Source organism: Pantoea sp. DY-17 (assembly GCF_019795975.1).
Lineage (GTDB): Bacteria > Pseudomonadota > Gammaproteobacteria > Enterobacterales > Enterobacteriaceae > Pantoea > Pantoea leporis.
Window position 1 is genome coordinate 567,389 of record NZ_JAIMIG010000003.1, and the last position, 14,009, is coordinate 581,397.

At 55.7% G+C, this 14,009-nt stretch carries 14 protein-coding genes; 7 read left to right on the plus strand and 7 right to left on the minus strand.

The genetic code is table 11. The annotated features are described in order from the left end of the window. Window positions 1-275: 275 nt before the first annotated feature. A complete protein-coding gene (gene panM, locus K5Y33_RS16765) occupies window positions 276-662 on the plus strand; it encodes an aspartate 1-decarboxylase autocleavage activator PanM (RefSeq protein ID WP_222234589.1) in 387 nt (128 codons plus the stop codon). Window positions 663-757: 95 nt separating this feature from the next. Here panM and rpoH read toward each other — a convergent pair whose 3' ends face one another. The 4 genes from rpoH to ftsY all read right to left on the minus strand — a co-directional run bounded on the left by rpoH (window position 758) and on the right by ftsY (window position 4,947). Continuing rightward, window positions 758-1,615 carry an RNA polymerase sigma factor RpoH gene (rpoH, locus tag K5Y33_RS16770; protein WP_064737937.1) on the minus strand — a complete coding sequence of 286 codons (858 nt, stop codon included), beginning with the start codon at window positions 1,613-1,615 and terminating at the stop codon, window positions 758-760. A gap of 239 nt (window positions 1,616-1,854) precedes the next feature. Then, window positions 1,855-2,838, minus strand: coding sequence for a permease-like cell division protein FtsX (ftsX, locus tag K5Y33_RS16775; protein WP_101763100.1), 984 nt, complete (start codon window positions 2,836-2,838; stop codon window positions 1,855-1,857). After that, on the minus strand, window positions 2,828-3,496 hold the full coding sequence (gene ftsE / locus K5Y33_RS16780) for a cell division ATP-binding protein FtsE (RefSeq protein WP_008109888.1): 669 nt from the start codon (window positions 3,494-3,496) through the stop codon (window positions 2,828-2,830). Before ftsE ends, ftsX begins: the two co-directional genes overlap by 11 nt. 5 nt (window positions 3,497-3,501) lie before the next feature. Continuing rightward, window positions 3,502-4,947, minus strand: coding sequence for a signal recognition particle-docking protein FtsY (ftsY, locus tag K5Y33_RS16785; protein ID WP_222234591.1), 1,446 nt, complete (start codon window positions 4,945-4,947; stop codon window positions 3,502-3,504). A 232-nt stretch (window positions 4,948-5,179) separates the two neighbouring features. Here ftsY and rsmD point away from each other — a divergent pair, with 232 nt between their 5' ends. Both rsmD and K5Y33_RS16795 read left to right on the plus strand, forming a co-directional pair. Beyond that, window positions 5,180-5,779: a 16S rRNA (guanine(966)-N(2))-methyltransferase gene (gene rsmD / locus K5Y33_RS16790; RefSeq protein ID WP_222234593.1), complete on the plus strand. Its 600-nt coding sequence runs from the start codon at window positions 5,180-5,182 to the stop codon at window positions 5,777-5,779. Further along, window positions 5,769-6,038, plus strand: a complete 270-nt coding sequence (locus tag K5Y33_RS16795) for a DUF1145 family protein (protein ID WP_008109883.1) — start codon at window positions 5,769-5,771, stop codon at window positions 6,036-6,038. Before rsmD ends, K5Y33_RS16795 begins: the two co-directional genes overlap by 11 nt. Window positions 6,039-6,078: 40 nt before the next feature. Here the strand turns inward: K5Y33_RS16795 and K5Y33_RS16800 are convergent, their stop codons facing one another. Further along, complete coding sequence (locus tag K5Y33_RS16800) at window positions 6,079-6,435, minus strand: DUF2500 domain-containing protein (protein ID WP_222234595.1); 357 nt, start codon at window positions 6,433-6,435, stop codon at window positions 6,079-6,081. Between the two features lie 164 nt (window positions 6,436-6,599). Here K5Y33_RS16800 and K5Y33_RS16805 point away from each other — a divergent pair, with 164 nt between their 5' ends. After that, window positions 6,600-7,229 carry a lysoplasmalogenase gene (locus tag K5Y33_RS16805; RefSeq protein WP_101763104.1) on the plus strand — a complete coding sequence of 210 codons (630 nt, stop codon included), beginning with the start codon at window positions 6,600-6,602 and terminating at the stop codon, window positions 7,227-7,229. A 92-nt stretch (window positions 7,230-7,321) separates the two neighbouring features. After that, window positions 7,322-9,598 (plus strand): zinc/cadmium/mercury/lead-transporting ATPase, encoded by a 2,277-nt coding sequence (locus K5Y33_RS16810; RefSeq protein ID WP_222234597.1) that lies wholly within the window; start codon window positions 7,322-7,324, stop codon window positions 9,596-9,598. Here K5Y33_RS16810 and tusA read toward each other — a convergent pair. Beyond that, complete coding sequence (gene tusA / locus K5Y33_RS16815; RefSeq protein WP_036649974.1) at window positions 9,595-9,840, minus strand: sulfurtransferase TusA; 246 nt, start codon at window positions 9,838-9,840, stop codon at window positions 9,595-9,597. The two genes, K5Y33_RS16810 and tusA, sit on opposite strands and share 4 nt — an antisense overlap. A gap of 193 nt (window positions 9,841-10,033) precedes the next feature. Between tusA and K5Y33_RS16820 the strand changes: the two genes are divergently transcribed. Further along, window positions 10,034-10,699 carry a 7-cyano-7-deazaguanine/7-aminomethyl-7-deazaguanine transporter gene (locus K5Y33_RS16820; protein WP_137384947.1) on the plus strand — a complete coding sequence of 222 codons (666 nt, stop codon included), beginning with the start codon at window positions 10,034-10,036 and terminating at the stop codon, window positions 10,697-10,699. A 116-nt stretch (window positions 10,700-10,815) separates the two neighbouring features. Then, entirely contained in the window at window positions 10,816-11,373 is a 558-nt protein-coding gene (locus tag K5Y33_RS16825; protein WP_061718408.1) for a DcrB family lipoprotein, read from the plus strand. 183 nt (window positions 11,374-11,556) lie between these two features. On the opposite strand, the gene glgP is transcribed toward K5Y33_RS16825, so the two are convergent. Beyond that, window positions 11,557-14,004 carry a glycogen phosphorylase gene (gene glgP / locus K5Y33_RS16830; protein WP_101763107.1) on the minus strand — a complete coding sequence of 816 codons (2,448 nt, stop codon included), beginning with the start codon at window positions 14,002-14,004 and terminating at the stop codon, window positions 11,557-11,559. Window positions 14,005-14,009: the final 5 nt, after the last annotated feature.

The window sequence follows — 14,009 nt, forward strand, 5'->3', positions numbered from 1 at the left end:
TTTTTCAGGTTATTAAACAGGAACTTTCTTCTGTAAATCAACTGACATATTCAGAATTGACTGAGTGGATCAGCAGAATCGTCTGGTTGTTATGGCCGTTTTTTCAGCAGGATACCAGCGCGTTATGCTGGCTTTTTCAACTATCGTTGATGGCTTACTCCACAATCCTGGCAAACTGACTGGCATTTGACCTATTTTCATCAGAAAAAAGTGACAGCGCTCTGACTGTCTAAATTCGCTACACTATCGCCTTTGCACTAGTACAGGTATTAGGTATGAAGCTGACAATCCAGCGCTTAGCATCGTTAACCGCTCAGGATCGTATCGATTTAGCTAAAGTCTGGCCGGAAATCGATATTGTGCAACTGGAAGCACAACTCAGCGACACGCAGCGTTTGTATGCGGCGCGTTTTAACGACCGATTACTGGCGGCGCTGCAGCTGACCCTCAGCGGCACGCAGGGGAAAATCATCCACCTCAACGTTCGCGAAGTCACGCGTCGACGTGGCGTGGGGCAATACTTGCTGGAAGAGACAATCGCGCAGAATAGCGCGTTAGCAGATTGGTGGATTGCCGATGACGGCGACGCCGATCAGGGCGTGCGTGCGGCGTTTATGCAGGCTTGTGGTTTTCGTGCGAAGGCTGAGGGTTGGGTACGTTGAAAGGATGTCGCGCGGAATGCCTGAACGTGATGCGTAGCGACCAGGTAATAAAAAGGGCGACTTAAAAGTCGCCCCGTTTTTCCACCCGATCACTATCAGGCTTCAATCGCCACACGCAGTTTCTTCATGGCATTTTTTTCCAGCTGACGCACGCGCTCCGCAGAGACGCCGTATTTGTCGGCCAACTCCTGCAGCGTGGTTTTGTTGTCATCGTCCAGCCAGCGGGCACGGATAATGTCCTGACTACGCTCGTCGAGGCTCAGCATCGCATCGCTCAGCTTGTCAGCCGCATGTGCATCCCAGTTGTCCTCTTCGATGCCATCGGCAAAGTCAGAGGTTTTATCCTGCAGATACAGCACCGGCGCCATCGCTTTGCCTTCGCCTGCTTCGTCATCAGATGACATGTCGAAAGTCATATCCTGCGCAGCCATGCGCGATTCCATTTCCAGCACGTCTTTGCTGCTCACGCCCAGCTCGCGTGCGACCATTTCTACTTCATCCTGGTTAAACCAACCGAGACGCTGTTTGCTTTTACGCAGGTTAAAGAACAGCTTGCGCTGCGCTTTGGTGGTCGCGACTTTCACGATACGCCAGTTACGCAGCACGTATTCGTGAATCTCTGCTTTAATCCAGTGCACGGCGAACGACACCAGACGCACGCCGACTTCAGGGTTGAAGCGACGCACCGCCTTCATCAGGCCGATGTTACCTTCCTGAATCAGGTCCGCCTGCGGCAAGCCGTAACCGGAGTAGTTACGAGCAATATGAACAACAAAGCGCAGGTGAGACAGGATCAGCGTCTTTGCTGCATCCAGATCGCCCTGGTAATGCAGCCGCTCAGCCAATGCTTTTTCCTCTTCTGCCGTCAGCACCGGCCAGTTGTTGGCAGCCCGAACGTAAGATTCCAGGTTACCCAGAGGAGCAATCGCTAAAGTTTGCATTTCTTTGGTCATTCAAACCCTCACAAATTCAATGGACTTGCTGCACAGTTCCTTGCGCAGACGCTACATTATGTCAACGTCGCGAAAAAACCAGAAGCAATCTGTGCTACTTGGACGACAAAGTTATCCACAAGTTCAATTATAGCAGTGAATATTTTACACACAGATGACGGCGGGGGATATAGGAGAATTCCTCTGCTCCCAGGTCGTCGGCAGCAGAGGAAGAGTATAGCAAAAAACGTTGCTTTTGGTTACTGCGGCGTAAAACGGCGTAAATGTTGCACTGTTGCCAGCCAGGCGGCAATCCAGCCGATGATGGCGGCGATCAGCAGTAACAGCAACCCTTCATCCCAGGAAAAACCTTCCAGCACAAAGGTGGTACCGAATACGGTTGCTACTTGCGCCACCACCGATTGCAGGCGCAACACCAGCACTTCCGAGAGCAGCAGCGACAGCACCGCGCCGCCCAAACCTAACAGCGCACCGCCGTACAGGAATGGACGCAGGATAAAGCCGTCGGTGGCACCAATCAGCTTCTGCACGTTAATAGTATCGCGCCGCGCAAAGATGCTGAGCCGCACGCTGTTGCCGATCACCAGGAACACCGCAACCACCATCAGCAGGCCAATCATTGAGGCAATCTGCCCTACCAGCCCGGTTAGCGCCGCTAAACGCGCGAACCAGCTGTCATCCATACGCACTTCATCAACGCCCTGCACTTTAGATACGCGATCGCGCAGATTCGCCATGGTGTCCGAATTCTGGAAATTAAGTTTCGGCGTGATGATGGCCACCGCCGGCAGCGGATTCTGCTCCAGCATGTCCATCGAACCACCAAAACCAGACCAGTTGCGGAACTCATTCAACGCTTCTTCACGCGTCAGATAGTTGACGTTGTCCACGCCATCGAGCTGCTTGAGCTGCGCGGTGACATTCTCCGCTGCAGTGTCATCCAGCGCTTTATCCAGATAAACCGTTAGCTGCGGCGCGGGATACCACTGCGTCGCCGCCTGGCTGACGTTCTTCCACACCATGTAACACACGCTCGGCAGCGTCAGGGAAATGGCGATCACCATCACCGTCAGCAGCGTCGCCAGCGGCTGACGCCACATATCCGACAGCGTGCCGCGCAGCGCATAGCGCCACTGTTCCTGCCAGCCGCCTTTCAGCGCCTTGCTTTTAGAGGGCTGCTTCGCTTTCGGCGCTGGTGCGCGCTTGTTGCGTTTATTGACCATCGTGGCCTCCGTGCAGACGACCCTGATTGAGCGTCATCACGCGGTAATTCCGGCGTGCAATCAGCCCGACATCGTGCGTTGCCATTAACACCGTGACACCAACGCGGTTGAACTCTTCGAACAGGCGCAGGATGTCTTCCGACAGCGCATTGTCGAGGTTCCCGGTGGGTTCATCCGCCAGCAGCACCGCAGGCTTGTTCACCACCGCGCGGGCAATGCCGACGCGCTGCTGTTCACCGCCAGAGAGCTGAATCGGATAGCTTTTCGCTTTGTCGAGCAGGCCGACTTTATCCAGCGCGGCCGACACGCGCCGACGAATATCTTCGCCGCTGGCACCGGAAATGATCAGCGGGATCGCCACGTTGTCGTAGACCGAACGATCCATCAACAAATGGTGATCCTGGAAAATCATGCCGATTTGACGTCGCAGGAAAGGCACTTCGCTGTGACGCAGACGCGAAATATCGTGGCCGCTAAACCAGATCTGCCCAGCGCTCGGGCGCTCAATGCCACAAATCAGCTTTAGTAAGGTACTTTTCCCCGCACCGGAATGGCCGGTCAGGAACGCCATTTCGCCGGGACGCAGATGGAAATCCACTCCCTGCAGCGCCTGACGTCCTCCCAGGTAAGCTTTACTGACCTCTTCAAAGCGAATCATCCCAATCATTCCTCTCGGGCAAACAGTGCCTCAATAAAGTCTGCGGCCTTAAACGGCCGTAAATCCTCGATGCCTTCCCCAACACCGATATAACGAATCGGAATGCCGAACTGATCGGCAACCGAGAAGATCACACCACCTTTGGCGGTTCCATCCAGTTTCGTCAGGGTGATGCCGGTCAGGCCCACCGCTTCATGGAACAGTTTGGCCTGGCTGATAGCGTTTTGCCCGGTGCTGGCGTCGAGCGTCAGCATCACTTCATGTGGCGCATCTTCGTCCAGCTTCTTCATCACGCGGGTAATTTTCTTCAGCTCTTCCATCAGGTGCGATTTGTTCTGCAGACGACCCGCGGTATCGGCGATCAGTACATCCACATTGCGCGACTTGGCCGCCTGGATGGCGTCAAAAATCACCGAGGCAGAATCTGCGCCGGTATGCTGCGCCACCACAGGAATGTTGTTGCGCTGGCCCCAAACCTGTAGCTGCTCAACGGCGGCGGCACGGAAGGTATCGCCCGCTGCCAGCATCACCGATTTGCCCTGCGCCTGATACTGACGCGCCAGCTTACCGATGGTGGTGGTTTTACCCACGCCGTTGACGCCCACCATCAGGATGACGAATGGCGTTTTGCCACCCACTTCCAGCGGCTGATCCACTTTTTCCAGAATACCGGACATTTCCGCTTTCAGCAGGCCATACAGCGCTTCCGCATCGCGTAGCTGCTTGCGGTTGGCCTGTTGTGTCAGATTGGTGATGATGCGGCGGGTGGTTTCGACGCCAACGTCAGCAATCAGCAGCTGCTCTTCCAGCTCTTCAAACAGATCGTCATCGATTTTCTTGCCGCGGAACAGGCTGATAAAGCCCGAACCGAGGTTTTCGCGGGTTTTTACCAGGCTGCGTTTCAGTCGGGCGAAGAAGCCCTCTTTGGTCGGACGCTCCTGCTCCTGCGCGATGATTGGCGCAGCGGCCAGCGGCAGATCGCTCACGGTATCCTGCGTGGCTTCGGCTAGCTCAGCATCTTCCGCATAGGTTTCCGCTAACGCCAGCGCTTCCAGTTCTTCGTCAGTTAATGGCGCTTCTTCGTGCAGTTCAGGCTCATCAAGCGCCAGCTCTTCCAGCTGCGGCTCTTCTTCAATCGGTACCACATCCGGCGCTGCTATCTCTTCTGGCAGCACCTCTTCAACGATTGCGGTAACCGGCTCAGGTTCCTGCGGCTCGATAACCGGCTCTTCAATCAGTTCCGGTTCAACCTGCTGCTGTTCCGCCACCTGTTCGGTGACGGCGACGGTTTCAACAGCCTGCGCTTCGGCGCGATCGAGCGCACTCTCTTCAACGGCAGGCTCAGCGACCACCTCGGCAGTTTGCTGCTGCTCTTCAGCAGGTTGTTGCGTCTCTTCTTCTTTGCCAAAGCCTAACCAGGAAAAAAAGCCGCGTTTTTTCTCTTTTGCCATTGTGTGACCCTACTCCTCGATGGCTTATTCCCGGTAGCACGCTTGTTCCCAGGGGATAAAATATTCAATTTTAAGCGGGTGAGCGGCGTAAAAATCAGGTAATTACGCGCGCTATACCAACTCAGTAGTCTAACACTTTCCAGCCAGCGCACCACAGCACCCTTTTTTAACGTTTCTTCTGCCCGCTACGCCCGTTAAACTACGCAACAAAATATGACGAGTTGTGAGCGAAATGAGTAAATCCCCCCGCAGCAGCAGCGCTGGCCAGATCCGCATCATTGGCGGTCAGTGGCGCGGCCGTAAATTACCGGTGCCGGATAGCGCAGGTTTGCGCCCGACCACCGATCGTGTACGTGAAACCCTGTTTAACTGGCTGGCGCCGGATATTCAGGAAGCGCGCTGCCTCGATTGCTTCGCCGGCAGCGGCGCGTTAGGGCTGGAAGCGCTGTCTCGCTATGCAGCGTCGGCCACGCTGCTGGAGCTGGAGCGTTCGGTGGCGCAACAGCTGTCACAGAATCTGCAAACGCTGCGTGCTACGCAGGCAAAAGTGGTGCAAACCAACACGCTGCAGTGGTTAAGCCAGCCGGGCGAACCGTTTGACGTGGTGTTTGTTGACCCGCCTTTCCGTAAAGGGCTGTTACAGGAAACATTGTCGCTGCTGGAGCAAAATGGCTGGTTAGCGGCTGAAGCGCTGATTTATGTCGAGAGCGAAGTGGAAAATGGCACACCTGTCGCACCCGCAAATTGGGATTTGTACCGCGAGAAGATTGCCGGTCAGGTGGCGTATCGCTTATATCAACGCCAACAGCAGGAGACGCACGATGTGGCTTAATTTGGGACGTTTGCTGATGATTTGCGTCTGGGCCTTTTTATTGCTCAATCTGGTGCAACCTTTCCCAACGCCGCTGCGCTATTTCGTGCACGTGGCGCTGTTCTTTATGGTGATTATGCACGGCCTGCAGCTGGTGTTGCTGCGCGCCACCCAGCCAAAAGACGCCCCAAAACTGAGCGGCGTAACCCAGGCGAAGATCTTCTTTTTTGGCGTGTTTGAGCTGCTGGCGTGGCAGAAAAAGCATTATCCGAAGATGTAGTTTCGTGCGGTTTATAGTCAGGTCGCAATGAATGGCGGCCCTATTGGGCCGGAGTAAAACTCACAAAACGCGTGCCTTTCATCTTCAACTCGCCCTTAGCGCCCTTATCGATCTGGTGATACTGGTTCGCATTCACCATCACTTTAATATCGCTGGCACCGTTCAACGGATGGAACCAGGCTTCATATTTCATCTCTTCCGCCACAATCTCTTCGCGCTGACGTGAACGGCGATTGGGCGACGGAAATTCGCGTTTGGTTTTCACTTCCACGCTCAGCGAGCGCACCGGCGAGGCATCGTTCACCGCCGTTTCGCGGCGCTGTTTAATAAACTGACGGGTCGCCAAAACGGCAATAATGGCCAGTACGATGAAAAAGATTAGCGGTGGTTTGCTCATGATTTATCTCGTGCTTTGCGTTAATTCGGAACGGGTAAAGACGACAAAGCATACAACCAGAGTCGGCTGATTGTCACATTTGGCGCCGGTAACTTACACTGAGATCGTGATTTTGGGAAAATTCATCAAACTGGCGGACATTTCGTCCAGAAAAGGGAGAAAACATGCTTTGGTCTTTCCTTGCCGTACTTTTTTCCGGCTGGCTTTACGTCGATGCTTCATACCGCGGTCCGCAATGGCAACGCTGGCTATTTAAACCTGTCACCTTACTGTTGCTCGTTGCCTGGGCGTGGCAAGCGCCAACCTTCAACACCACCGATTACTTGATTCTGGCCGGGCTGGTCGCCACGCTGGTGGGTGACGCGTTAATGCTGTTACCGCGTCAGCAAATGCTCTATGCGCTGGGCGCATTCTTCCTGTCGCATCTGCTGTACACCATCAGTTTTGCCGCACACATGACCATGAGTTTCTTCTGGCCGATTCCCCTCACCTTCCTGATCATTGGCGTGATCGTTATCGGGATTCTGTGGAGCAAACTGGAAGATCTGCGCTGGCCTATCTGCACCTTGATCGGCATGACGCTAGTGATGAACTGGATGGCGGCGGAGAACTACTTCTTCCGTCCAACTGACTTCAGTTTCTCGCTGCTGGTGGGTGCCGCGTTGCTGCTGTTAGCCAATATTGTCTGGTTTATCTCGCATTATCGCCGCCGTTTCAGCGCCGATAGCGCGATTGTCGCCGCCTGCTACTTCGCCGGTCACTTCATGATTGTGCGTTCACTGTGGCTCTACTGAAGATAACCTTACCTTCCGCTTGACTCTGGAGTCCACTCCAGATTGTAGCATTAGGGCGCGGGCATCAGCCCGCCCCTGATTCCGGAGGTTACATGCATCAACATGCTCACCCTTGCCGCTGTGGCAAATCACACCGTCAGCCACAGCCGCTGTGCTCGATTCGCAGCGTAAAACCCGCAACATTGAACATCTCCGCGGCGCAGCCCATCACGCCAGACAGCGATTGCGGCTGCTGTGACAGCGACAGCGGCTCGCCAGGCGGCGAAAGCGACGCCGAAAGCGATAGGCCCGCCCTCTCTTCACATCAATTCCGCTGGCAGATTGCGGGCATGGATTGCCCCAGCTGCGCGCGTAAAATCGAAACCGCCGTGCAACGTATACCGCAGGTTCAAAAAGCACGCGTGATTTTTGCCAGTGAAAAACTGGTGGTCGATGCCGACCAGGATATCCGCGCCATCATTGAACAGGTGGTGAAAAATGCCGGCTTCGCGCTGAGCGCCAGTGATTCCCCATCGTCGCCACAACCCGAAAGCCGCTGGCAGGAAAACGCCGGTTTGCTGCTGCTTGCGGTACTGATGCTCGCCAGTTGGCTGCTGAGCCAGCTTTCGCCGGTTTGGGGCGATCGCCTGTTTATCGCCACCACGCTGGTAGGTTTAGCGCCGATCGCGCGCAGCGCCTGGAAGCTCCTGCGCAGTGGTTCGCCGTTCAGCATTGAGATGCTGATGACCATTGCCGCCGCCGGTGCGCTGGTGATTGGCGCGCACGCCGAAGCCGCGATGGTGCTGCTGCTGTTTCAACTGGGTGAACGCCTCGAAGCGTACGCCGCCACACGCGCACGCCGTGGCGTCACCGCGCTGATGGCGCTGCGTCCCGCTACCGCCACGCGCATCAACGGCACACAGCGGGAAAACGTCCGCTTAGAAGCACTGCAGCCCGGCGATGTGATTGAAGTGGCTGCCGGCGGACGTTTACCGGCCGATGGCGAACTGCTGCACGCCAGCGCCAGCTTTGATGAAAGCGCGCTGACCGGTGAATCGTTGCCGGTGGCGCGTGAGCCAGGCGAACAGATCATGGCCGGTGCCACCAGCCTTGATCGTCTGGTGACGCTGAAAGTCATTTCCCAGCCGGGCCAAAGTGCCATTGACCGCATCCTGCAACTGATTGAGGAAGCCGAAACCCATCGTGCGCCGGTTGAGCGCTTTATCGATCGCTTCAGCCGCATCTATACGCCCGCCATTATGCTGCTGGCGCTGCTGGTGATGGTGCTGCCGCCGCTACTGGGCTATGGCGCGTGGTTGCCGTGGATTTATAAGGGGCTGACGCTGTTGCTGATTGGTTGCCCCTGTGCGCTGGTGATCTCCACGCCCGCTGCCATCACTTCCGGCCTGGCTGCTGCCGCGCGTCAGGGCGCACTGATCAAAGGCGGTGCCGCGCTGGAGCGCCTCAGTCGCGTAAGTATGATGGCGTTCGACAAAACCGGCACGCTGACCGCCGGTAAACCGCAGATCAGCCACATCCAGCCATTTGGCGCGATGGCGGAAAACAACTTGCTCACCATCTCCGCCGCCGTTGAACAGGGTTCCACCCATCCGCTGGCGCGGGCGATTGTTAGCGAGGCCGAGCGGCGCGCGCTCACGCTTCCGCAAGCTGCACAGCAGCAAACGCTGGCCGGCAGTGGCATTCGCGCTGCGATAGATGGCGTGACCTATCAACTGCTGACGCCGCGCGAAGTCAGCCATCTTGATAATGCACAGCAGCAGCAGATTGCTGAATTGGAAGCGCAGGGCCAAACCGTGGTGCTGCTGTTGCAGGAGCAGCAGGTTCTTGGCGCGTTAGCCTTGCAGGATCAGTTGCGCACTGAAGCCCTCAGCGCGCTGTCTGAACTGAAGAAGCTTGGTGTTAACAGCATGATGCTGACCGGCGACAATCCACGCGTGGCTGCGGCCATTGCCGCTAAGCTCAACATCGATTATCGCGCAGGTTTACTGCCCGCCGATAAAGTTGCGGCGGTGAGGACGTTAGGCACACAGCACGCATTGGCAATGGTCGGCGATGGCATTAACGATGCGCCCGCCATGAAAGCCGCCACCATCGGCATTGCGATGGGCAGCGGCACCGATGTGGCGCTGGAAGCCGCAGATGTGGCATTAACGCAAAATCAGCTGGCGATTCTGCCGCGCACCATTGTGCTGGCACGGCGCACGCGTGCCATCATTCGTCAGAACGTGGCGCTGGCGTTGGGATTAAAGGCGATTTTTCTGGTCACCACGCTGCTCGGCTTCACCGGTTTGTGGCTGGCGGTATTAGCGGATTCCGGTGCCACCGCACTGGTGACAGCCAACGCGCTGCGCCTGCTGCGTCAGCGTTAGGCGCCTTTTTTAATTAGAAACTGGTACGGCAGGCTTTCGGTCTGCTGTGCCAGCAACTCATGCTCCATAAAGCGGCAGAAACCGGGGATATCGCGCGTGGTGGCGGGATCGTCAGCAATGATCAGCAAGGTTTCACCGGCCTGCATGCTGCGCACGGTTTTACGCACCATCATTACCGGCTCCGGGCAGCGCAGGCCAAGGGCATCAAGCTGATGGTCAGGCGCAGAAAAGGGATCGCTCATGATTCTCTGTCAGTTGTTAGGGATGGGCGCTCATTCTAGCGCGCGAATAAGCCAACGCAAGGCGATAACGATTGCGTTAAAATTAACCATTGCATAAATTGCGCAACGCGTTAAGATGCCGCCGATTTTTTATTTACCACCGTGCCAATGCACGAACCTGGGTTCCCTCACCCCATCACTAAAAAGGCTTACAATGATTAACTTCTCTGCACGTCAGCGCATGCATGCGCTGTTTTGGCTATCGCTATTCCATCTGCTGGTGATCACCTCCAGTAACTATCTGGTCCAGCTGCCGGTTTCCATCTTCGGCTTCCACACCACGTGGGGCGCGTTTAGCTTTCCGTTTATTTTCCTCGCCACCGATCTGACCGTGCGCATCTTTGGCGCGCCGCTGGCACGTCGCATTATTCTGGCGGTGATGATTCCCGCGCTAGTGATCTCCTACATTGTTTCGTGTGTGTTCTATCAGGGCGAATGGCAAGGTTGGGCGTCACTGGAAGAGGTGAATCTGTTTGTTGCCCGTATCGCCTGCGCCAGCTTTATGGCTTATGCGCTGGGACAAATCCTCGATGTGCACGTTTTTAACCGTTTGCGCCGTTTATCGCAGTGGTGGATTGCGCCAGCGGCAGCGATGTTCCTCGGTAATATCAGCGATACGCTGGCCTTCTTTTTCATCGCCTTCTACAAGAGCCCAGATCCGTTTATGGCCACGCATTGGGTCGAAATCGCGCTGGTGGATTACAGCTTCAAAGTGCTGATCTGCATGATCTTCTTCCTGCCCGCTTACGGCGTGCTGCTGAATGCCATGCTGAAGCGCTTAGCCGAACGTTCCGCGCAGCAGCAGATCAATTTCGGCTAATTGCACATACACTAAATGCCGCATTACGCTAAGATTTCCTGACACTCCGGCGGTTGCTTTTGCTAACTAAATCCGCTTGTATAACGGCTGACTGGAATCATGTAAAAGGGAAAAGAATGCGTAACGTAGTGAAATATGTGGGTATTGGCCTGTTGGTTATCGGCCTGGCGGCATGTGACCAGAAGAAAGATGATGCGGCAGCGAACAGCAACGGTGCGAGCGCCAGCCAGTCGGCCCAGACGGTTAACCTGATGGACGGCAAACTGAGTTTCTCTCTACCGGCGGGCATGTCTGACAAGAGCGGCAAGCTCGGCTCTGAATCCACCAACATGCACGTCTATGCCGACGAAACCGGTCAGCGCGCGATTATCGTGATTGCCGGCGATCCCACCAACGAAGCGCTTGATGCGCTGGCACAGCGTCTGGAACAGCAGCAGCGCGGTCGCGATCCTCAGCTGCAGGTGGTGTCTAACAAAGCGGTGACGCTTAAAGACCAGCCGGCACAGCAGCTGGATACGGTGATTTCTGCCAACAATCAGACCTCATGGTCTTCGGTGATTCTGGCGAAAGTGGATGGCAAACTGCTGACGCTGCAAATTACCTTGCCAGCCGACAACCAGCAGCAAGCGCAAAGCGATGCTGATGGGATCGTCAAAAGCATCACGTTGAAATAATACCCTTCATCCTTCGAACGGCAGGTGCGTTGGCTGCATTCGTTCACCCCGGTCACTTACTAAAGTAAGCTCCCGGGGATTCGCTCATTTGCCGCCTTCCTGCCGTCCAAATGATTTTGGGTATCGATTTGGGTGTTCACGTAGGGTCGCCATTCATGGCGACTTGGTTCTGCAATCCTCGCCTTACAATCTCACTGGCGAAATGTGCCAGATCTCATCCGCATATTCCTGAATGGTGCGGTCCGACGAGAAATAACCCATATTGGCGATATTTAGCGCCGCGCTGCGTTGCCACTTATCCGGCTGGCGATACAGCTTGTCCACCTTATCCTGCGTATCCACATAGCTGCGGTAATCCGCCAGCAGCTGATAGTGATCGCCGAAGTTCACCAGCGCATCAAACAGATTACGGTAGCGCCCTGGCTCCTGCGGGCTGAACACCCCGCTGGCGATTTGCGTCAGCGCCTGATGCAGCTCAGGATCATCCTCATAATACTTACGCGGGTTGTAACCGTCGGTGCGCAGCTTCTCGACCTGCGGCGTAGTGTTACCGAAGATAAAGATATTCTCCTTGCCGACATGCTCCAGCATCTCAACATTGGCACCATCCAGCGTACCGATGGTTAACGCGCCGTTCAGCGCAAACTTCATGTTACTGGTGCCAGAGGCTTCGGTACCGGCAGTTGAGATCTGCTCGGAGAGATCCGCCGCCGGAATGATGATCTGCGCCAGGCTCACGCCATAGTTTGGAATGAACACCACCTTCAGCTTGTTCTTCACCTGCGGATCATTGTTGATCACATTGGCGACATCGTTGATTAAGTGAATGATGTGTTTCGCCACGTAATAGGCCGACGCCGCTTTGCCGGCGAAGAGATTAACGCGCGGCACCCATTCAGCGCTGGGATCGGCCTTGATGCGGTTGTAGCGCGTAATCACGTGCAGCACGTTCAGCAGCTGACGTTTGTATTCGTGGATGCGCTTGATCTGCACATCAAACAGCGCATGCGGATCAAGCACGATATCCATGTTCTTCGCCACCCAATCCGCCAGGCGTTTTTTATTGGCAAACTTGGCGTCGGCGATCTGCTGGATAAAGGCCGGATAATCGATCTGCGTGGTCAATTCGTTGAGCTGGCCAAGATCGGTGCGCCAGTTGCGGCCAATCGCCTCGTCCAGCACCTCGGAGAGCGCCGGATTCGCCAGCGCCAGCCAGCGACGTGGCGTCACGCCGTTGGTTTTATTGCAGAAACGGCCCGGGAACAGACGCGCGAAGTCAGCGAACAGCGATTGCACCATCAAGTTGGAGTGCAACTCTGACACACCGTTAACTTTGTGGCTCACCACCACCGCCAGCCACGCCATGCGAATGCGGCGGCCATCGTTCTCATCGATGATCGAGATGCGCGCTAACAGCTCCCAATCATCCGGGTAATATTCCTGAATGGTTTTCAGGAAGTAGTCGTTAATTTCAAAAATAATGCTGAGATGACGCGGCAGGATCTTGCCAATCATATCCACTGGCCAGGTTTCCAGCGCTTCCGTCATCAGCGTGTGGTTAGTGTAGGAGAACACCTGACAGGTCACTTCAAAGGCATCGTCCCAGCTGAATTTCTGCTCGTCGATCAGTATGCGCATCAGTTCCGGGATCGCCAGCACCGGATGCGTATCGTTGAGGTGGATGGCAATTTTGTCCGGCAAATTGTCCCAGGTTTCATGCATCTGCCAGTGACGATTGAGAATATCCTGCACCGTCGAGGAGACGAGGAAATACTCCTGACGCAGACGCAGCTCGCGCCCCGAATAGGTGGAGTCATCGGGATAGAGCACGCGCGACACGTTTTCCGAATGGTTTTTATCTTCTACTGCGGCGAAGTAATCACCCTGGTTGAACTTACCAAGATTGATTTCGTTACTGGCCTGCGCGCCCCACAAGCGCAGCGTGTTGGTGGCATCGGTATCAAAACCGGGAATGATTTGATCGTAAGCCATCGCCACGATCTCCTCGGTTTCCACCCAGCGCACCCGCGCGCCTTCATGTTGCAGACGGCCGCCGAAGCGCACTTTGTAGCGCGTGTTAAAGCGCTGGAATTCCCACGGATTGCCGTACTCCAGCCAGTAATCCGGCGATTCGCGCTGCTGCCCGTCGACGATATTCTGCTTAAACATGCCGTAGTCATAACGAATGCCGTAGCCGCGCCCCGGTAAACCGAGCGTGGCGAGCGAATCCAGGAAGCAGGCCGCCAAACGTCCCAAACCGCCGTTACCGAGGCCGGGATCGTTCTCCTCTTCCATCAGTTCGCTGAGGTCGAGGCCCATCTCTTCCAGCGCCTGATTGAGATCCTCATAAATGCCCATCGCCAGCAACGCGTTGCCGAGCGTGCGCCCCATCAGGAACTCCATCGACAGGTAATAAACCTGCCGCACATCCTGCGAGAGCTGCGCGCGGCTGGAGCGCAGCCAGCGTTCCACCATGCGATCACGCACCGCCAGCAGCGCGGCGTTAAGCCACTCATGCTTATTCGCGATCGATGGATCTTTACCAATAGTAAACATCAGCTTATAGGCGATTGAGTGCTTCAGTGCATCAACCGTCAGCGTGGGTGAGGCATAGGTGAAAGGTGCATTCATATCAA